Raw genomic sequence first — 20,367 nt, 5'->3', positions numbered from 1 at the left:
ACTCTGTTGCACCAGTTACATAGCATTAGTGCTTTCAAAAATCTTATCCGCAGAAGCGGCCACAAAGCCTGTATATAATTTGCCATCAGCCATAGGGTAACGACGAGCAAACTCATAAAAACAGCTTGGAATTTCAGCTTCGCCATCACTAAATTGCACGGTAACTTTATCTGCCATTGTTGATGATTGCTCCAGTAGCACCTCTGGTGAGCCCTTAATTTCACCACCTGATGCATTTAATACGTAGCCAGCATCTTTAAGGGCCTGATTGACATCTTCTATACGCTCAAACTCTGGTAGATCGTTAATTGACACTGTGAAGTGATTGGCTCGATAACCGATTGCTGCAACCCATGCAGCATATTCACTTTCTGCCATTAAGGCTTTATAAGTCGCTTGGTCGATCTGCCAATGGCGACCTGAGTAAATAAAGTTATCCGCAGTCGTCGCTTGATCATCCATTTGCTCAATCAACCCTTTAACCGTTTGCTGCAACTCAGGGCTAAACGCTTCGACTAATAACTCTGAAATAAACACTTTAGGCTGAGTTGGATCAGGATGCTCAAAATGCTTGGCTACCAGTTTTTTCTGTTCAAACTTATAATCACCGCATGCAACATACCCAATAGAGGTAAAATGCTTGGCTAACACGCTTAAATTGACTTTAGCAATATTAAAGGTACGCAGCGCAATATGATCATTAATGATAGGCGCCCCCTTACCTAGTAGTTGATGAATTGCCTGTGCAGAGGGGGTCATTTGGATATAGTCTTGCCACATGGCAGCAAATAGAGCGTTAACGTCAGTATGCATGGTTAAAATCCTTCTTTTAAAGATAGCGCTGAATACATTCAGCGCTATCGATTTTTCTTCTAATATAAAATAACCATTACATCAGCGCCCCATAGCAAGGTGCATTCTAAAGGCTATTTTTATTGATAACAGCGTTAAATAGATAATCCAGGACTTAATGTTGCCGGTAAGCTCACCGTGTCAGCTTCCATTGAAGCAACAGGGTATGCACAATAATCAGCAGCATAAAATGCACTGGCTCGATGATTACCGGATGCGCCGACACCGCCAAAAGGAGCCGCACCTGAAGCACCGGTTATTTGTTTGTTCCAATTAACAATACCGGCACGGATCCGCGCTAAGAAGTAATCATAATCATCACGACTATCCGCCAAAAGACCTGCTGATAATCCATAGCGCGTATCATTGGCTAAACGAATTGCTTCATCAAAATCACTGTAACGAACCAATTGTAAAAGTGGCCCAAAGTATTCTTCATCAGGCAATTGTTTAATGTCAGTCACATCAATCAAACCTGGGCTGACAATACCTGTGCCTTGCTCTACTTGCTTTAATTCAACTAACGACACACCGCCAAGTGATTGCAACGTCGCCTGGGCTGCAACCATGCCGCGAGCTGCAGTTTCAGAAATCATTGATCCCATAAATGGCTGTGGCTGACTGTTCCATGCCCCAACTTTAATTTGCTTGATGGCTTCAACTAACTGAGCAATTAATGCATCCCCTTGCGCCCCATTTTCAACATACAAACGGCGCGCACAGGTGCAGCGCTGCCCCGAAGAAATATAAGCCGATTGAATAATATCGTGGACAGCAGCTTTAGTATCACTGACATTTTTAACAATAAGCGGATTATTACCGCCCATCTCTAATGCTAAAATTTTCCCAGGATGACCCGCATATTGTTGATGTAGGAGATGGCCTGTTCGAGAGCTGCCTGTAAAGAATAATCCATCTATTTGAGGATGCGACGCCAACGCTTTGCCTGTGTCCACTTCACCTTGAACAAGATTAATCACCCCTTGTGGCAAACCAGTTTTCTCCCAACACTTAAGCATTTGCTCAGCGACTTTTGGCGTTAACTCTGATGGTTTAAACACCACTGTGTTACCTGCCAACAATGCCGGCACAATATGGCCATTAGGCAAATGACCAGGAAAGTTATAAGGGCCAAATACAGCAACAACACCATGGGGCTTGTGGCGCAAAACAGCTCGACCAGCTGGCAAGTCGTTTGACTCTGTACCTGTACGTTTGTCATGCGCTTTAGCTGATAGGCCAATCTTACCAATCATTGCAGCCACTTCTGTCGCGGTTTCCCACTGAGGCTTGCCTGTCTCTTGCGCGATAATTTCAGCGATATCAGTTTTATGTAATTCAAGCTGTTCTCGATAAGCCTCAACAATAGCTAGGCGCGCTTCATAACCTAGCATGAACCAATCAAACTGCGCTGCACGCGCGGCAGCTACAGCAGCGTTAACTTGATTAGCCGTTGCAGTTTGACCTTGCCAAATAATCTCACCATTTGATGGATTCATAGATTGCATATCATGGCCTTCACCGGCAAGCCATTGGCCTTGAATAAATTGACTCATTTGTTATTCCTATAGTTCAAGTACACGAATTTGCTGACCTTCTTCAACCAGTAAGCCACTGGCTAGTTCGGGTGATAGCACAACATTATCGTGATCTGCTGAAACCGAAAGTCTGGCAGATGTAGCCCGGTAATCGGCCAGCTTGGTATTGGAAATAATATATTGATGATCTGCATGATGAATTTTGCCAATTTGCACCGTCAATAAACGACTTCGCTTAACTGACTTAATATCTGATAAGCGGCACTCAACCGTTGGACCACCATCAAAAATGTCGACGTAATTACGGAATCTAAAACCTTCAGATTGTAATAAGCGCAATGCTGGCTTGGTATTTTTGTGGACTTCACCAATCACTTTTTGGGCTTTTTTAGGTAGCATACAAACGTATACGGGGTTGCGAGGCATCATTTCAGCCATAAAGGCTTTTTTGCCTAAACCTGATAAGTAATCCGCCTCGACAAAATCAATTCCCAAAAAATGTTGTTGCAACCATTCATAAAAGGGTGATTCGCCATGTTCATCACTCACACCACGCATTTCAGCAATCACTGTTTCACCAAAGCGCTGAGGATGCTGAGCTAATAACAAAAAGCGTGAACGCGACAACATACGACCATTATTGCCTTTTCGATAAGCACTTTTTAAAAATAAAGTGCACACCTCGGCAGCTCCTGTGTAATCGTGACAAAGTGTTAAGGTTTCAACCTCATTGCGAACCGCGATTTGCTGTGAATGATAAACTTCCGTTCCTAAGCGGTAATGATAAAACGCATCAACCATGCCTACGGCGGCTTCAATACCACAAGTCCCCACGACTTCTTCGGTTGTGGTATCTTCAAGCACCATCAAATACCCTTCATCAAAAGGTTTATCGACTTGCTTAGTAAAAGATGCTTCAGCCCTGGCAATCTTTGACCTTAGTAATTCTTCATTAACTGGTAAAGAAGTAAATCCATGTCCTGATTCAACAGCTATGCTATACAAAGCCTCATAATCACTGGCACGGATCGGACGTATGATTAACATCTAACTCTCCTCATTGCATTAAACATCAGCGCTAAACAAATTGATTAACGCCAATATTCAACACTTACCCAAACAAAAAAGTGCAGCTAACAGCAGCAATCTTTTTTGAATTAACCAGCCACAACTTTGGCTACTGCACGCTCAAAACGCGCTAAGCCTTCAGCTATGTCGGCTTCAGGGATCACCAATGAGGGAGCAAAACGGACCACGTTAGCACCCGCAATTAGGCTCATTAACCCTTCTGCAACTGATGCAACTAAAAAGTCACGGCTACGACCAGCATACTTTTCATTCAGTACCGCCCCAACAATAAACCTTTGCCACGCACTTCGCTAAAGACATCATATTTAGCGTTAATCGCTGCCAAACCATCACGGAATAACTGCTCTTTGTGTTTAACACCATTAAGAACCTCAGGTGTATTGACCACATCCATAACAGCGTTACCAATCGCACACGCTAATGGATTACCACCGTAAGTTGAACCATGAGTACCAACTTTCAGATGTTCTGCAATTTTAGCTGTGGTTAACATTGCTGCAATCGGGAAGCCGCCACCTAAGGCTTTAGCACTGGTTAAAATATCTGGCACGATATCAGTCCCCATGTAGGCAAATAACTCACCTGTACGACCAACACCGGTTTGCACTTCATCAAAAATAACCAACGCATCATGTTTGTCAGCTAACGCACGGACTGCTTTTAAAAATTCTGGATCACCGTTGATAATTCCGCCCTCACCTTGTAATGGCTCAAGCATGATGGCGCAGGTTTTATCTGAAATAACCGCTTCTAATGCTGCGATATCGTTGAAAGGGACATGAGTAATACTTTGTGGCTTAGGACCAAAACCATCGGAATAAGCCGCTTGACCACCGACAGTTACCGTAAAGAAGGTACGACCATGAAATGCTTTATCAAAAGCGATAATTTGGTCTTTTTGCGCACCATGGTTATCTAAGGCATAACGACGGGCTAATTTTAATGCAGCTTCATTTGCCTCTGCACCTGAGTTAGCAAAATATACGCGCTCGGCAAATGTAGCATTCACTAATTTAGTGGCTAAAGCTAATGCGGGCTCGTTGGTCATGACATTTGATAAATGCCAAAGTTTCTCACCTTGTTCTTTTAATGCTGACACAAGTGCAGGATGACAATGACCTAAACAGTTAACGGCAATACCACCGGCAAAATCGATAAATTCATTGCCTTGTTGATCCCAAACACGGCTTCCCTCACCTTTGACAGGAATGACTGCTGCTGGCGCATAATTAGGCACCATCACTTGATCAAATTGGGCGCGGTTTAGATTCATTTCAACACTCATTGCATTTCATCCTTATTTTTTTAAACGGCTCCAAAGCCGCTATAGAACGTCATTTTCTTTGTTATTTAATCGTAAAATGACGACAGTTTGTTCGGGTTATTAGTCATTATTAGCGAAAATGTGTTCAAAATACCAGTTATCAACAGTTAACTTCTGGTATGGGCACGATAAATATGCATAAAGATTTAAAAAAGTGACTAAAAGAAGCGCTTATAGACTGGAATAAAGCATAAATAGTCATAAAAAAAGTTATTTAGGCCATTTTATTATTATAACAAGCCAAAAATGCATAACTACACAGAATTAACATCTAGTTATGCATTACTTGATTAATTTGATATCGGCTTAAGCCAAGTCGAGTTTGCGATAGTTTTGTGCTTTTAATCGAATGATTTCTTGCTGACTGAATTCGTAGTAGTCGAGCATTACTCTTCTCTCTTGTGGCTCAAGTAATTGGTGCTCTTCTAATAGTAGAATTTTGGCAAAGCAGCTAGCTTTAGCAACGATGGAGGCATCGATAGATAGCTCATTATAGTGATAATCATGATCTAACTCTTTTAGCACTTGAGTAATCGAACTGTCATCAAAACCTAAATGCGACAATAACTGCCAATTTAAATTATGGCCAGAGCTAATAACATGCTTAAGCACTTGCTCAGCAGGAAATTCAGTCGCCATTACCGCATCATAAACTTCTTTATCACGACTATGGCTAGACTCTCTAAGCCAATTACCCCAGTGTTTTTCATAAATTTTAGCACTGCTGCCCAAGATAAATGACGTTCCCATTTGATATAACAATGCACAGGTATAACTTACCCCAAGGGGCCGATTATGTAACACGGCTAATGCTTGAGCTGCAATGGCGGTGATCATGCTATAGCGCCAAAGCTTACGCGAGGTCCAAACCAAATTAGTATGGCCACTGGGTAACCAATTGCGCAGACAAAAATAGGGGATTAACAAACGCAAGTTTTCTAAACCAATATAGTTTAATACTAGTTTTATATCAGTCACTTGCACATCGGATGATTTAGGTCGACGATGTCTTGAAGCGGGGCTATTAATGAGCGTGACTAAATCGTGTTTTAGCCAAGATATATTACTAATAATCGGCCTGATCCGACTAATATCAGGATCTTTATCAAGGAGTAAATCAAGCAACAAAATGTGATTTTCTTGCAAACCTGTGCTTTTCAGGAGTAAATCAGGTGAAGCTAATTGGTGTTCGATATCATTGCTAACGGTATCAATTAACTGCTTAGATACGGCCTCAAAAACTGCTTGTGCCTTTGCCTGTTTCTCTAATCTTGCTTGAATCGCTAACCGTTCAATTTCCAGTTTATTAGCATCATCTTCAAGTTTTTGATTAGCAACATCATCCATTGCAGCAGCTTTATGCTTACCAACAATTAAATGCTGATATAGGCGCTTCTCTAGCTCAATTAATTTACCTGGGCGCACACCACCCGCTATCGATACAGCCACGCAATAGTTCTCTTATTGTTAGTATTAAATATAGGAATATCATAAAAATTAAGGCCCCCTAAAGGAAGCCTTAATTAACTTATCAATACGTTATTTCTTTAACTCTTGTTCAAATAGCTTATAAATTCGTCGATATTCATCTAGCCAGCTAGAGGGCTGCTTAAAGCCATGTGGTTCAACAGGATAAATGGCGGTTTCAAACATTGGCTTTTCAAGCTCAATCAAGCGCTGTACTAAACGTACGCTGTCTTGAAAGAAAACATTGTCATCTAACACGCCACTCATGATCAATAATGGTTTTTGCAAACCCTGAGCATGCTCTATTGGTGAACTGCGCTCATAAGCAATAGGGTCAACATCAGGCGTATTCAGAATGTTTGAAGTGTAAGGCGCATTATAATGTGCCCAATCTGTGACAGGACGCAGTGCTGCGCCTGCTTGGAATAACTCAGGCTCATTAAATAATGCCATGAAGGTTAAGAAGCCGCCGTAAGAGCCCCCATAGGTGCCCACTTTGGCAATATCAACATTGGCATGCTTTGCCATCCAGGCTACGCCGTCTTTTAAATCTTCAACTTCAGGATGGCCCATGTTGCGATAAATCGCAGTTCGCCAATCGCGACCGTACCCCTTAGAGCCTCGGTAATCCATATCCATCACCACATAACCTTGCTGAGCAAGCATGTTGTGGAACATAAATTCACGGAAGTAAACGGAAAAACCATAGTGCGCATTTTGTAAATAACCGGCACCATGATTAAAAATCACCGCTGGATATTTATCTGCATTTTCTGGGTCAAAGCCGTCTGGTAGATAGACTCTAGCATAAATATTATTCGCACCATGGCTCGAAGGCACAGCAACCACTTTTGGAGCTTGCCAAGCATATTCTTTGAATGCATTGCTAGTGTAGTTGGTGAGTTGCTTAATTTCGCCACCAATTGGTTGAACATATAATTCACTTGGGCTAATGACTGATGACGCATCAAGCAATAATGCATTTCCATCTGGACTTAACTCATAAGTTAATGTTCCAAACCAATTGGTTAGCTGCTCAATGCTACCATCATCAATTGCCACTCGGTAAACATTATAACTACCAGGATGATCAGGGTTGGCACGATAAATAAGATGCTTACCATCAGGTGATAAAGTGACTTCGTCAACGACAAACTTACCTTGGGTTAACGCGCGAGTTTTACCTGCTAAGGTTTTTACATAAAGGTGAGAGTAACCCGACTCTTCAGATAAAAAGTAAAAATCATTTGAATTGGGTATCCAACCAAATTCATTAAAATTATAGTTAACCCAAGCTTTATCATGTAAACGATGCTCAGTGGTTAACGACCCTTTATCTAAATCTACTGATGCAATCCAGCGATCTTTATTATCGACCGCTTCAATCATCACTAACAGCTTGTTTTCGGTTGGATGCCACTTGATCGCACTTTGATCCCAACCCCAATCTTGCATAAGCTGAATTAATCGTGGCGATTTTTCCGACTGGTAAGTTTCACCTTTTGCATTGGCATTTTCTGCTTTAACATCTGCTAATACATCTTCATCGAAACCGGTTAAGCCTTCAATAGTGATATCTTTTTTAATTTGCTTTGTAAGATCTAACAGCACTAAACGCTGACCTGGAAATTTATCCTCAGCAACGCGGGCGCGTGATGGTACAGCATCAACATAACCGTCTTTTCCAAGGTAATTAGGCATAATGTCATGCTCTGCACGCCATGAATAATTTTTATCGGTTAGTGCAATTAAGACATAACGACCATCAGCAGATAGACTGAGTTCAGAAACAACTTCATTATCACCAAGATACCAAGTTTTAGCGGCTATACTTGGATCCACTTTAATTAATTGTTGCTGATAATCTTGTTTCGCTTTGGCATTATTGTGCTGCATCGCCACATAATTAATCAGCCTGTGTTGCTGTTTAGCAATGTAGGATTGGGGATCTTGAATGAGTTTAGGCTCATTGGCCATTTGAATATTGGCGATTTGTTCAATCAGCCCCGTAGTGTTATGCAAACGGAAAATGTTATTACCTTGCCAATATGCTAAGTCGCCATTAGCTAAAAATCTGACACCACTAATCGCTTCATTTTGCTTAGTAATTTGTTTGATATCCCCATCAGGCAAATGCTTTATAAATAAATTGCCTTGGTAAATATAAGCTTTTTTAGTCTTGTCTAAATTGGTTACGGCATGTTTTTGATCAGCAAGATGTAGCTGTTCTAGCGATAATTTCTGAGCTGTGGTTTGCTTAATATCTTGCTGATAATAATCACGCACCGGTGCTTGATGAGCCTGACGGCTAAAATAAATTGATTGACCATCGTCAGCCCAATAACCATTTTGAGCAAAAACCCCCATCCAGTCGGGGTTTGCCATAATTTGGTTCAGTGTTAATGGTTGTGCCACTCTAGGCGGCTGTGCTAATGGTACTTGCACCGAATTTACATTAGTGACACTTTCTATTTGCTTTGGCGTTTCGGTAGTTGCGGAACAGCCACTCATGAAGGCGATAGTGAGGGCGCTTAAAGCAAAGCGACGTAGAAGTGGATTTTTGTTCACAAAAACAGTCATGTTTATCCCTGTATAAACGATATTATTATTCTAGGGAGACTTTATATCACAATTACATACAATTATTCCTGCACAATTATGCTGAAAGTTGTAACAAGATGACTATCATGATGACAAATAAAACATCAATTTTACGCATGAAGCAGTTTATTTCTTTAAAAAATTTGCTAATAAATCATGCCCTTGCTCGGTTAATATCGCTTCAGGATGAAATTGAACGCTATAAATAGGTAAGGATTCATGACTCATCGCCATAATTTCGCGGCCATGAACAGGATCGTCAAACCATGCATCTAATTGAAAATACTTAGGGACCTGATCAATCAACAGAGAATGGTAACGCGCAACCGTTAGCGGGTTATTTAAGTTCTCAAATAAACCTTTGCCATTATGCTCAATCTTACTGATTTTGCCATGCATAACTCGTTTGGCCCTGATGACCTTTGCACCAAAAACCTGCGCAATGGCTTGATGCCCTAAACACACGCCTAATATTGGGATTTTTCCTGCAAAGTGCTTAATAGCTTCCAATGAAATACCTGCTTCATTGGGTGAGCAAGGACCAGGTGAAATAATAAGATGGCTAGGAGCTAACAATTCAATATCAGCAACAGTAATATCATCATTACGCTTAACCACAATCTCTTGCCCTAGCGTTTGAAAATACTGCACTAGATTAAAGGTAAAGGAATCGTAATTATCGATCATTAACAGCATGCTGTAGTCTGCCTGTATTGCGCACCATAGATATATCATTAAAAAAACCAGCCTGATGGCTGGTTCTTTGTAAAACTAAACCAGTTTACTTAATCACGGTCAAATGGCTTCTGCGTTTTGACTTAAGAACATTTGGTTCAGGTTGTTTGGTCTCATTTGACTGTGAATCAACAGAAGCTAGGCTAGGTGAAAATACATCGGTATCTTCATCATCAATCGCATATGCATCTTCCATATCAAATACCGTTCCAGCACCATTTTCACGCGCATAAATCGCGATAATAGACGCCATAGGCAAATAAACTTGTTGTGGAACACCACCAAAACGAGCGCTAAACTCAACCGCATCATTATTCATCTGTAAATTAACAACAGCGCCAGTGGCAATGTTCAATACAATTTGTCCATCTTTTACAAATTGCTGCGGAACCTGAGTACCTTTAACAAATGCATCGACGACCACGTGCGGCGTAAAGTGGTTATCCATTAACCACTCATAGTAAGCACGCAATAAATAAGGACGATTGGGAGTAATAGTTTTCATTACATGCCCATGCGCATTTCGCGCTCAGCCTCTGTCAATGATGCTTTAAATGAGTCACGCTCAAAAATGCGAGTCATATAAGCATTGATTTCTTTTCCTGTACGAGGATCTAAATTAATTCCCAATACAGGTAAACGCCACAATAATGGCCCTAAGTAGCAATCAACTAAACCAAATTCTTCACTCATGAAGAATGGCATTTCGGCAAACACGGGGGCGAGTGCAACTAAACTTTCAGTTAACTCTTTACGAGCTGCATCAGCTTTATCGCCCTTACGGATACGATCAACTAAAGCGTACCAATCAGTATCAATGCGATGCATCATCAAGCGGCTTTGACCACGAGACACAGGATAAACAGGCATCAAAGGTGGATGAGGGAAACGTTCATCTAAATATTCCATGATGATACGAGACTCATACAACACCAATTCACGGTCAACTAAGGTTGGCACTGAATTGTACGGATTCACTTCAAGTAGTTCTTCTGGCATTTCACTTGGGTCTACCTGTAAAACATCAACGGTAACCCCTTTCTCAGCCAATACGATACGCACTTGATGGCTATATAAATCATCGGCACCAGAAAACAGTGTCATGATAGAGCGTTTGTTGGCAGCAACAGCCATTTATACCCTCCAGAAATCTAAAAAAACAAAACAAACGAGGGGCTAAGCCCCTCGTTTACATTACGCGGATAATATATTTTACCCGTTATTTGCTGCTAGTGCACATCTTTCCAGTATTCTTTCTTCAACAAGTAAGCAATGATGAAGAAAAAGAACAAGAATCCAAGTACCCACCAACCTAACGCTTCGCGTTCTAACTTAACTGGGTCGCCTGAATACACAAGGAAATTGGTCAAATCAAGAACAGCTTGGTCATATTCTTCAGCAGTCATAGAACCACCAGTGGTTATAATTTGCCCATTTTCATCCTTAACAATAGTAACCTTTCCATCTGCATCTGTTACCACAGAAGCAAGACCTTGAAGATCTTGTAAAGCATGAGGCATACCCACTAAAGGAAACACGGTATTATTCACACCAAATGGACGAGATTCGTCAGCATAAAATCCCTTAAGGTACGAATACAACCAATCTTGTCCACGAACACGTGCAACCAAAGTTAAATCTGGCGGCACAGCACCAAACCATTTAGCTGCATCAGCGCTAGGAATAGCACTGTGCATTAGATCACCCACTTTTGCGTCGGTGAACATATATTTACTACGCATGTCATCTATCGAAATGCCTAGATCTGTCGCAACACGTTCATAACGTTGATACTGAGTACTATGACAACCCGAACAATAGTGTTGGAAAATATCCAAACCACGCTCAAGTGAAGCATTGTCAGTTAAGTCAACATTGGCTTTTTCTAATTGAACATTGTTCCCACCCGCAGCCATTGCAAGAGCAGGCACTAATGTTACTAATGCAATCAATAACTTTTTCATTAGTGTGTCACCCTCGTTGGTACAGGTTTGGTTTTTTCATTTTTACTATAAACCCAAAGGGCTACGAAGAAACCAAAATAAGTAAGAGTGAAGATACGTGCTGCAATAGTTAAAGCTGGGGTCGCAGGAACCGCACCTAAATAACCTAACACGATAAATGAGACAGTAAATTGCGTGATGTTGATCTTGTGAATTAAACCACGGTAGCGAATTGACTTCACTTTACAACGGTCTAACCATGGCAAGACAAACAATACTGCAATCGACAAGCCCATACCGACAACACCTAAAAGCTTGTCTGGAATTGCACGTAAAATTGCATAGAACGGCGTAAAGTACCAAACCGGTGCAATATGCTCTGGAGTCTTCATTGGGTTAGCCGCTTCAAAGTTTGGCTTTTCAAGGAAGTATCCACCGCCTTCAGGCATGAAGAACAACACATAACAGAACACGATTAAGAAACCTGCCACGCCCATAATATCTTTAACTGTGTAATAAGGGTGGAATGGTATCGCATCTACTGGCCAGCCGTTTTCATCTTTATTCTTTTTAATCTCAACACCATCTGGGTTGTTTGAACCCACTTCGTGTAATGCGATTAAGTGCAAGAATACTAATACAACTAACACTAATGGCAGAGCAATTACATGCAATGCAAAGAAGCGATTTAGTGTCGCACCAGAAACAACATAGTCACCACGGATCCATAACGTTAGGTCATCACCAATAAATGGGATTGCACCAAACAATGAAATAATTACCTGCGCTCCCCAGTAAGACATTTGTCCCCAAGGAAGTAGGTAACCCATGAAGGCTTCAGCCATTAACACAAGGAAAATCAACATACCAAATAACCAGAGAAGCTCTCTTGGTTTTTGGTAAGAACCGTAGATAAGCCCACGGAACATATGTAAATAAACCACTACAAAGAATGCCGAAGCACCTGTGGAGTGCATATAACGTAACAACCAGCCATATTCAACATCACGCATGATGTATTCGATCGATGCAAAAGCACCTTCAGCCGTTGGAACATAGTTCATGGTCAACCAAATACCGGTAAGCAACTGATTAACCAAAACAAGTAATGCTAAAGAACCAAAAAAGTACCAAAAGTTAAAGTTTTTTGGTGTAGCGTACTGACCAACATGGCGATTATAAGTCGCCGTCATTGGGATGCGCGCATCAATCCAATCGATTATATTTTTAACCATTACGCCGCTCCCGTATCGACACCGATAAGCACGGTGTTGTCATCGACATAATGATGTGGTGGCACAACAAGGTTCAATGGTGCAGGAACACCTTGGAACACTCGGCCAGCCATATCAAATTTTGAACCATGACAAGGACAGAAGAAACCAGATGGAACACCTTCAACTTGCTCACCAAATGAATCTGGTAAATAAGTAGGTGAACAACCTAAGTGAGTACAAATACCTACTGCAATAAAGAATTCTGGTTTAATTGAACGCGCGGCATTCTGAGCATACTCAGGTTGCTGCATTTCTTTTGAAGCAGGATCACGTAATTGGCCATCTAACGAGGCTAGTCCGTTTAATACAGCTTCTGTACGACGTACAACCCAAACCGGTTTACCGCGCCATTCGACACGAATTAACTGACCTGGCTCTACTTTACTAATATTTACTTCGACCGGCGCACCTGCAGCTTTCGCTTTGGCACTCGGATTCCATGACTTGATGAAAGGAACCGCTACAGCGACGGCACCTGCACCACCTACTACGGCGGTTGCGGCTGTCAGAAATCTGCGACGTCCGGTATCGACTGGCGCATTGCTCATCCACTTATCTCCCAGAGGGTGTTGGAATTTTTATATTTCAATTATTTAGCGGTCTTTAAGAGAGCACACTAAACAACCATAGTTTGAGGCGGGGCTCATTATAGCGAAAAATTAGAAGCAGATCATAGTCAAAAGACACAACTAAATTGCGGTTTTGTATTCTTTTTTTAAAAAATGATTAATTTTTACTGTTGCAGTTAACAACAGAGATAAAAATATGAATATTAATTATTGTTTAATGTAATGATTTTTAAGGGGAAAGAGTGTCAACAAGAATAGCTAATTTAGATTCTGACATTAAACAGCAAAAAAATTATTTTTTCGCATAAAGCTCAATGAATGCGCTAAGCTGCTGCAAATAAAAAGCCCGAAACAAATCGGGCTTTATCTCATAAACTAACAAGTTAACTTATTTATTTACCGTCTTTAGACTTCATATACTTAAAGAAGTCGCTTTCAGGCTCTAACACCATAATATCAGAATTACCCGCAAAACTTTCTTTGTAAGCTTCTAAACTACGTAAAAAGCCGTAAAACTCGGGATCTTTATTATAAGCATCAGCATAAATTTTTGCTGCCAGCGCATCACCTTCACCTCGGATGGTTAATGCGTTACGCTCTGCTCCTGCAACCTTTACCGTCACGCCAGCATCTGTGGTCGCACGAATGATCTCGGCCTGCTCTTTACCTTGAGCACGATGCTCTTTGGCAACCGCTTGACGCTCTGCACGCATACGCTGATAAATACTACTACTGACATTTGCGGGTAAGTTAATTTGCTTAACACGCACATCAACCACTTCAATACCTAAATTTTCGGCACTTTCAGAAGCATTGGTTAATGCGTCAATTTGTAACTCATCACGCTTACCAGAAACAATTTCTTTAATGGTACGGCGACCAAACTCGGTACGAAGATCGTTACTGATTTTAGCTTGTAAAAGTCTTTCTGCATTGGCTTTAATACCGCCATTTGTAGAAAGGTAATACTTTTCAAAATCACTAATTCGCCACTTCACATAAGAATCTACCATCAAGTCTTTCTTCTCTGAAGTGACAAAACGGTCAGCAGCACCATCTAAGGTTTGAATACGTGCATCCATATAACGAGGCTTATCAAAAACCGGCAGTTTAAAGTGCAAACCCGGTGTAAACACACGAGTAACTTCTTCGCCATCAATGATATCTTTAGCAACTTTGCCGAAACGCGATACGATTGCTCGCTCACCTTCGTTCACCACCATTACTGAAGAAAAACCAAGCCCTAGAATAACGACAAGAACAATTAAACCCATTCTACCCATAATTACCCCCTTCCCTGACGCACACGGTCTTCACGAGACATACGTCCATCAGTAGGAGCGCTGGTTATTGGTGTGTTCATACTACCTGTTCCAGAATTAATATGACGTTCCACTTCCGGCTCAACCTCTTTACGGTTAGCTTTGCTGCTGTCCATCAGTTTATCTAATGGTAAGTACATTAAGTTACCGTTGTTTTTAGCATCGATAAGTACTTTATTAGTATCAGACATAACTTCTTGCATGGCATCGAGATACAAACGTGTACGAGTGACATCAGGAGCAGCTTTATATTCAGGTAATAGTTTCTCAAAACGGGCCACTTTACCTTCTGCTTCTAATACTACACGTTGCTTGTAAGCATTTGCTTGCTGCGCCATACGTTCAACTTGACCACGAGCTTTAGGCTCGATTTCACGAGAATAAGCTTCAGCTTCACGAATAAAGCGTTGCTCATCTTCTTGTGCTGAAATTGCATCATCAAAAGCATCTTTCACTTCTTCAGGCGGACGCGCTGGTAAGAAGTTAACGTCTTCAATTTTTAAACCTAATTTGTAGGGTTCAATAATTCGCTCCAGTTCACGCCAAGTATCACGACGAATAGCATCACGACCAGTCGTTAAAATGTCGTCCATTTTGTTATGACCAATAACATAACGTAATGCACTATCTGTTGCTTCACGTAAACTCGCATTTGCATCAACGGCACTGAAAACATATGAATAAGCGTCTTGAATACTGTACTGCACTACAAGCTCAACTTTCACAACGTTTTCGTCAGACGTCAACATGCTGCCTGATGCAGGAATTGTGCGATAAGTTTTTACGTCAATAGGAAAAACTTCATCGATAAAAGTCGCTTTCCAGTGTAAACCTGGACCCACTTCCCCGATATGTTGACCAAAACGCAACATCACACCACGCTCAGCTTCTTTAATAGTATAAAGACCCGAAAGTCCCCATATAACTAGAGCTATCGCAAGTATAATAATTAAAGCTGCAGAGTTGAAAGGTTGCCCAGAAGCACTCCCCCCGCCCTTGCCGCCAAAGCGTTTTGAAAGATTACGAAAAACTTCGTCGAGATCTGGTGGTCCCTTATCGTTACCACCTTTATTTCCCCAAGGATCTTTATTACCCTTGTTACCGGGCTCATTCCAAGCCATTTAGCACTCCATAATCGGATGAAATAAATGAGATTAACAAATAACTTCGGTTTCTGATGAATCAAAAACTAAAGTCTCTAATGCCCCTGACTCTGCTTCACTAATCGGCGCCAATCGGCTTCCGATAAACGAACAGATAAAATACAGTTCCCCAGATCGTCATACTCTTTCTGCTGTATTGCATCCAGTCGATAAAACTGGCCAAGATAATGTCCAGCAGAGGCTGGTATTTTCAATGTCAGCTCGTAAATCACTTCACCAATTAACTCGGTGATAGCTTTTAAAAGCAGATCAAATCCAATTCCTTTTTGCGCAGATACCCAAACACGTTCAGGTTTGCCCTCGTCGTCATAATCAATTCGGGGAGCAAAGTCTTCTAACAAATCAATTTTGTTACAAACAACCAACTGGGTGATGTCACCGGCATCAATCTCTTCTAGTACACTTTGTACTTGTTCGAAATTATCAGTCATGTTTTCATCAGCACAATCAACCACATGCAATAAGAGATCTGCTTGACGTGTTTCTTGTAGCGTCGCTTTAAAAGCGGCTACCAAGTCATGGGGTAAATGACGAATAAAACCAACGGTATCAGCTAATATGACTGCACCATCAGGTAAATCTAACTTACGCAGTGTAGGGTCCAGTGTGGCAAACAACTGATCTGCTGCATAAACCTCTGAGGAGGTTAGTGCATTAAACAATGTTGATTTACCTGCATTGGTATAGCCTACCAACGATACTGTTGCCAAATCACTGCGTTTACGAGCCCGGCGGCTTTGCTCACGTTGCTTATCTACTTTTTCAAGACGACGGTTAATATTTTTAATCCGCCCTCTCAGTAAACGCCTATCGGTTTCAAGCTGAGTTTCACCCGGCCCTCTTAAACCGATACCACCTTTTTGTCGCTCAAGATGCGTCCAACCTCTTATAAGGCGAGTCGACATGTGGCGCAATTGCGCTAGCTCCACCTGTAACTTACCTTCGTGAGTTCGAGCTCTTTGAGCAAATATATCAAGGATTAATGTGGTTCTGTCTAACACTCGACACTGGCAAACCATTTCGAGGTTACGCTCTTGAGCTGGGCTCAAAGCATGATTAAAAATCACCACATTAGCTTCTGTCGCTGCAACCATGGCCGCTAGCTCTTCTGCTTTACCTGTACCTACAAAAAACTTGCGATCAGGAGAACGACGACTTCCTGTAATCACTCCTACTGAGCGTGCACCTGCAGACTCAACTAATAGTTGTAATTCCAATAAATCTTCACGACGTTCTTCGTCAGAAAACTCGATATGAACAAGTACAGCTGTTTCTCCGGCTTCATAACGATCAAACAAGAAGCATTTTCCTTTTTAGTCGATTACTCGGCGCCATCTTCGTCAGCACCATTACCTTGGTGGCTTGACACATTAAATGGGCGTGATGGGACAACAGTAGAAATGGCGTGTTTGTACACCATTTGACTCACTGTGTTTTTTAATAAAATAACAAACTGATCGAAAGACTCAACTTGCCCCTGCAATTTAATACCGTTAACTAAGTAGATAGAAACGGGTACACGCTCACGACGAAGCGCGTTTAAAAATGGGTCTTGTAAAGATTGCCCCTTAGCCATTTTTTATTTCCTTTTTCTTTTAAAAAATAATCGATTTAAGTTTTATTGTTTAGTTTTAGTATTATACAGCAACTGCCAATTAGCTAGCGGCTTTCTCGCATAAGTGTAACTAAATTTTCTTTATTGCCACTTTCTAACCAAGTTAAATCACGCCAATTTCGTAACCATGTTAATTGACGTTTGGCTAATTGCCTAGTAGCTGCGGTAGCTTTTTCGACCATAGTAGTATGGTCAAACTCATTATCTAGGTACTGCCAACATTGCCTGTAACCTACACAACGCATCGATGGCATATCTAAATGTAAATCTCCACGCGCTTTCAAAAGTGCAACTTCTTCAGTAAAGCCTTGATCTAACATAAGTAAAAACCGTTTTGCAATTAAGTCATGCAATACTTTTCTGTCCGTAGGTGCGATGGCAAACTGCGACACGCTATACGGTAAATTGTCAGATTTAACTTGAGTTAATTCTGTCAATGATTTTCCAGTTATGCGATAAACTTCTAATGCGCGCGATAATCTTTGCGGATCATTTGGATGAATTCGCTCACCTGCAACTGGGTCTATTTCACATAACTCTTTGTGTAACGCTTCCCAACCTTGGTTATCAGCATCAGCTTGAATTTGCTGCCTGACTTTATCATCTGCACTTGGTAAGGGAGACAAACCTTCAAGCAATGCTTTGAAGTACATCATGGTACCACCAACGAGTAGTGGGGTTTTACCTCGTGAAATAATATTTTCAATTTCTATGATTGCATCACGCCTAAAGTCTGCAGCAGAGTAACTCTCACTTGGATCAAGAATATCAATTAATCGATGCGGCGCCTTTGCTTGTTCTTCTGCGGTAGGTTTTGCCGTACCAATATCCATATCACGATAAATTAATGCTGAATCGACCGATATAAGCTCACAATTATGCTGCTCTGCCATTTGGATAGCCAAGGCTGTCTTACCTGAAGCTGTTGGCCCCATTAAACATATAATTTTTGGCAATTCGTTATTATTCACGCGTTTTCTTTTAACCATGTTTGCCAAGGTAATACAATTGCCTTGGCTAAAATTTGCTGTTGTTTTTCATCTTCAAGTAGACAAAAATTTTGCCAAATAGTTTGCCCAGCGTTGAACTGTTTGCTGGCTTGTTGAGCCATCCAGTGAGCAACAGCCTCATTATTAGGCTTGGCTGGTTTGATCCATTGCAATAATTCAGGGATCACAGAAGCTAATTGGCTATCTCTCAAATATGGGGGCACTTTTTTAATAATCAACTGCGCATAACGAATTGTTAATTCAATACCCAACTGACGCAAGAATGGTTCATTTTCTTCGATAAGTAATGGCCAATCTTCATCAGCCTTGACAGAGATAGGCATCAATAAAGGTTGCCCAATTAGCCCTGTAGCCAATTTATCTAACACTTCCTGCTTAATCACAGCTTGCTGTACTTCAGGTATTGATAATAATTTTAGTTCATTTTCAATAACAAGTACCCAATACTCACCCTGTAATATACTTGGCATTGCTGCAATATTGACATTCAACTCAGCAGAACTAGCTTCTAGGTTACTTTTTGTTTGCAATAATTGACCATAACTTTTTATGGCTGCTGCAGTAACTTGCTGAATTGGCTCAGAAGTGTTTTGTTTTACATTAACTGAACTAGTGTAACCGCTATTAGGCTTTGAGGTTATTGAATACCCACCAAATGATTGACTTGCTTGTCCTGGAACACGCATGCTACCAAATGGGCTGATGCTATTAGGTGAAGCTGCATCTGCAAAATGCGCTTTTGAGCTCGAAACTTCCCCCTGTTCAGCCAAGTTTTGAACACCGCTTTGCTGCTTTATTTGGTAAGTATTTGGATGAACGTCTTGATTGTGACTATGTTCCATGCAGCTATCTGTATCAACGAATAATGACTGCAACTGTTCCAGCGCTGACTGTAATGCTTGTAAGATAAAATCATGTACATAGCGAGACTGATGAAAACGAACCTCATGCTTGGCAGGATGTACGTTAACATCCACTTGATGTGGGTCTAGATTAAGCATCAACACATAACCGGGTTGATGTTCAACTCCTTGTTCAGCAAAAGCTTGCTTCACTGCATGATTCACCAATCTATCACGAACAAGTCGACCATTAACGTAAAAGTAGCTGCTATCACTTATGACATTATCATAAGGTGATTGCAGGTAACCTTGTAATGATAGCCCATCATGTTCGCAGGATACCGTTAAGGCGTTTTCCGCAAATTGACGTCCACAAATTTGCCCTAAGCGTTGCTGATGCTGAATATCTGTTTTGGCAGGGCGATATTGACGAATAAGTTTACCATTGTGACTTAATGTAAAATGGATATCGAAACGAGCAATAGCAATACGCTTTAACCATTCATCAATATGAGTAAATTCGGTTTTATCACTTTTAAGAAATCGACGACGAGCGGGTGTATTGAAAAATAAATCAACAACATCAATAGTTGAACCTTGAGGATGTGCCGCAGGCGTCACTTTTACTTCCATTTGTGAGCCTTCAGCAAATGCTTGCCAAGCTTCACTTTGTTCGGCTGTTTTTGATGTTAATGTCAGTCTTGCAACAGAACTAATACTCGCTAATGCTTCACCTCGAAAACCAAAACTTAAAATAGCCTCTAGATCATCTAAAGTGTGTACTTTTGATGTAGCATGGCGAGACAGGGCTAAAGCCAGCTCATCCTTCGGGATACCACAGCCATTATCGCGAATACGAATAAGTTTGCTGCCACCTTTTTCGATTTCAATGTCAATTCTGGTTGCACCAGCATCTAAGCTGTTTTCAACCAGTTCTTTTACCACAGACGCAGGACGCTCTACCACCTCGCCTGCAGCTATTTGGTTAGCGAGTTGGGGTGGAAGTAATTGAATAGCCAT

At 41.2% G+C, this 20,367-nt stretch carries 16 protein-coding genes and 2 pseudogenes; all 18 read right to left on the bottom strand.

Going from position 1 to position 20,367, the window contains the following annotated elements:
* Positions 1-15 precede the first annotated feature (15 nt).
* The 18 genes and pseudogenes from HBH39_RS03180 to mutL all read right to left on the bottom strand — a co-directional run bounded on the left by HBH39_RS03180 (position 16) and on the right by mutL (position 20,367).
* Complete coding sequence (locus HBH39_RS03180; RefSeq protein ID WP_167675555.1) at positions 16-813, bottom strand: DUF1338 domain-containing protein; 798 nt, start codon at positions 811-813, stop codon at positions 16-18.
* Between the two features lie 134 nt (positions 814-947).
* Complete coding sequence (gene astD, locus HBH39_RS03175) at positions 948-2,408, bottom strand: succinylglutamate-semialdehyde dehydrogenase (RefSeq protein WP_167675553.1); 1,461 nt, start codon at positions 2,406-2,408, stop codon at positions 948-950.
* Between the two features lie 9 nt (positions 2,409-2,417).
* Positions 2,418-3,437, bottom strand: a complete 1,020-nt coding sequence (astA, locus tag HBH39_RS03170; protein ID WP_167675551.1) for an arginine N-succinyltransferase — start codon at positions 3,435-3,437, stop codon at positions 2,418-2,420.
* Positions 3,438-3,547: 110 nt separating this feature from the next.
* Positions 3,548-4,764 (bottom strand): annotated as a pseudogene (locus HBH39_RS03165) (aspartate aminotransferase family protein).
* 345 nt (positions 4,765-5,109) lie between these two features.
* Entirely contained in the window at positions 5,110-6,252 is a 1,143-nt protein-coding gene (locus HBH39_RS03160) for an HDOD domain-containing protein (protein WP_167675549.1), read from the bottom strand.
* A gap of 90 nt (positions 6,253-6,342) precedes the next feature.
* Positions 6,343-8,850 (bottom strand): S9 family peptidase, encoded by a 2,508-nt coding sequence (locus HBH39_RS03155; RefSeq protein WP_167675547.1) that lies wholly within the window; start codon positions 8,848-8,850, stop codon positions 6,343-6,345.
* Between the two features lie 147 nt (positions 8,851-8,997).
* The gene (locus HBH39_RS03150; protein ID WP_167675545.1) at positions 8,998-9,567 is read right to left on the bottom strand and encodes an anthranilate synthase component II; all 570 of its coding nucleotides are present in this window, start codon (positions 9,565-9,567) and stop codon (positions 8,998-9,000) included.
* An 85-nt stretch (positions 9,568-9,652) separates the two neighbouring features.
* Positions 9,653-10,111 carry a ClpXP protease specificity-enhancing factor gene (locus tag HBH39_RS03145; protein WP_167675543.1) on the bottom strand — a complete coding sequence of 153 codons (459 nt, stop codon included), beginning with the start codon at positions 10,109-10,111 and terminating at the stop codon, positions 9,653-9,655.
* Complete coding sequence (sspA, locus tag HBH39_RS03140) at positions 10,111-10,740, bottom strand: stringent starvation protein SspA (RefSeq protein WP_167675541.1); 630 nt, start codon at positions 10,738-10,740, stop codon at positions 10,111-10,113. Before sspA ends, HBH39_RS03145 begins: the two co-directional genes overlap by 1 nt.
* A 95-nt stretch (positions 10,741-10,835) precedes the next feature.
* Entirely contained in the window at positions 10,836-11,570 is a 735-nt protein-coding gene (locus tag HBH39_RS03135; RefSeq protein WP_167675539.1) for a cytochrome c1, read from the bottom strand.
* Positions 11,570-12,784: a cytochrome b gene (locus tag HBH39_RS03130; protein ID WP_167675537.1), complete on the bottom strand. Its 1,215-nt coding sequence runs from the start codon at positions 12,782-12,784 to the stop codon at positions 11,570-11,572. The genes HBH39_RS03135 and HBH39_RS03130 overlap by 1 nt, the downstream gene beginning before the upstream one ends.
* Complete coding sequence (gene petA, locus HBH39_RS03125) at positions 12,784-13,374, bottom strand: ubiquinol-cytochrome c reductase iron-sulfur subunit (RefSeq protein ID WP_167675535.1); 591 nt, start codon at positions 13,372-13,374, stop codon at positions 12,784-12,786. The genes HBH39_RS03130 and petA overlap by 1 nt, the downstream gene beginning before the upstream one ends.
* Before the next feature lie 413 nt (positions 13,375-13,787).
* A complete protein-coding gene (hflC, locus tag HBH39_RS03120; protein WP_167675533.1) occupies positions 13,788-14,678 on the bottom strand; it encodes a protease modulator HflC in 891 nt (296 codons plus the stop codon).
* Positions 14,679-14,680: 2 nt separating this feature from the next.
* A complete protein-coding gene (hflK, locus tag HBH39_RS03115; RefSeq protein ID WP_167675531.1) occupies positions 14,681-15,838 on the bottom strand; it encodes an FtsH protease activity modulator HflK in 1,158 nt (385 codons plus the stop codon).
* Between the two features lie 33 nt (positions 15,839-15,871).
* A pseudogene (gene hflX, locus HBH39_RS03110) lies at positions 15,872-17,178 on the bottom strand (ribosome rescue GTPase HflX).
* A 23-nt stretch (positions 17,179-17,201) separates the two neighbouring features.
* Positions 17,202-17,456: an RNA chaperone Hfq gene (hfq, locus tag HBH39_RS03105; protein ID WP_167675529.1), complete on the bottom strand. Its 255-nt coding sequence runs from the start codon at positions 17,454-17,456 to the stop codon at positions 17,202-17,204.
* An 83-nt stretch (positions 17,457-17,539) separates the two neighbouring features.
* On the bottom strand, positions 17,540-18,484 hold the full coding sequence (miaA, locus tag HBH39_RS03100; protein ID WP_167675527.1) for a tRNA (adenosine(37)-N6)-dimethylallyltransferase MiaA: 945 nt from the start codon (positions 18,482-18,484) through the stop codon (positions 17,540-17,542).
* Positions 18,463-20,367, bottom strand: coding sequence for a DNA mismatch repair endonuclease MutL (mutL, locus tag HBH39_RS03095; RefSeq protein WP_167675525.1), 1,905 nt, complete (start codon positions 20,365-20,367; stop codon positions 18,463-18,465). Before mutL ends, miaA begins: the two co-directional genes overlap by 22 nt.

Source organism: Shewanella aestuarii (assembly GCF_011765625.1).
GTDB lineage: Bacteria > Pseudomonadota > Gammaproteobacteria > Enterobacterales > Shewanellaceae > Shewanella > Shewanella aestuarii_A.
The sequence above is the reverse complement of the archived record's forward strand: the minus strand, read 5'-3'. Positions and strand labels throughout refer to the sequence as shown.

Coding starts and splice junctions, on each gene's coding strand:
- HBH39_RS03180 (WP_167675555.1), bottom strand. CDS start 813: ATGCATACTGACGTTAACGCTCTATTTGCTGCCATGTGGCAAGACTAT.
- astD (WP_167675553.1), bottom strand. CDS start 2,408: ATGAGTCAATTTATTCAAGGCCAATGGCTTGCCGGTGAAGGCCATGAT.
- astA (WP_167675551.1), bottom strand. CDS start 3,437: ATGTTAATCATACGTCCGATCCGTGCCAGTGATTATGAGGCTTTGTAT.
- HBH39_RS03155 (WP_167675547.1), bottom strand. CDS start 8,850: ATGACTGTTTTTGTGAACAAAAATCCACTTCTACGTCGCTTTGCTTTA.
- HBH39_RS03150 (WP_167675545.1), bottom strand. CDS start 9,567: ATGCTGTTAATGATCGATAATTACGATTCCTTTACCTTTAATCTAGTG.
- HBH39_RS03145 (WP_167675543.1), bottom strand. CDS start 10,111: ATGAAAACTATTACTCCCAATCGTCCTTATTTATTGCGTGCTTACTAT.
- sspA (WP_167675541.1), bottom strand. CDS start 10,740: ATGGCTGTTGCTGCCAACAAACGCTCTATCATGACACTGTTTTCTGGT.
- HBH39_RS03135 (WP_167675539.1), bottom strand. CDS start 11,570: ATGAAAAAGTTATTGATTGCATTAGTAACATTAGTGCCTGCTCTTGCA.
- HBH39_RS03130 (WP_167675537.1), bottom strand. CDS start 12,784: ATGGTTAAAAATATAATCGATTGGATTGATGCGCGCATCCCAATGACG.
- petA (WP_167675535.1), bottom strand. CDS start 13,374: ATGAGCAATGCGCCAGTCGATACCGGACGTCGCAGATTTCTGACAGCC.
- hflC (WP_167675533.1), bottom strand. CDS start 14,678: ATGGGTAGAATGGGTTTAATTGTTCTTGTCGTTATTCTAGGGCTTGGT.
- hflK (WP_167675531.1), bottom strand. CDS start 15,838: ATGGCTTGGAATGAGCCCGGTAACAAGGGTAATAAAGATCCTTGGGGA.
- hfq (WP_167675529.1), bottom strand. CDS start 17,456: ATGGCTAAGGGGCAATCTTTACAAGACCCATTTTTAAACGCGCTTCGT.
- miaA (WP_167675527.1), bottom strand. CDS start 18,484: ATGGTTAAAAGAAAACGCGTGAATAATAACGAATTGCCAAAAATTATA.
- mutL (WP_167675525.1), bottom strand. CDS start 20,367: ATGGCTATTCAATTACTTCCACCCCAACTCGCTAACCAAATAGCTGCA.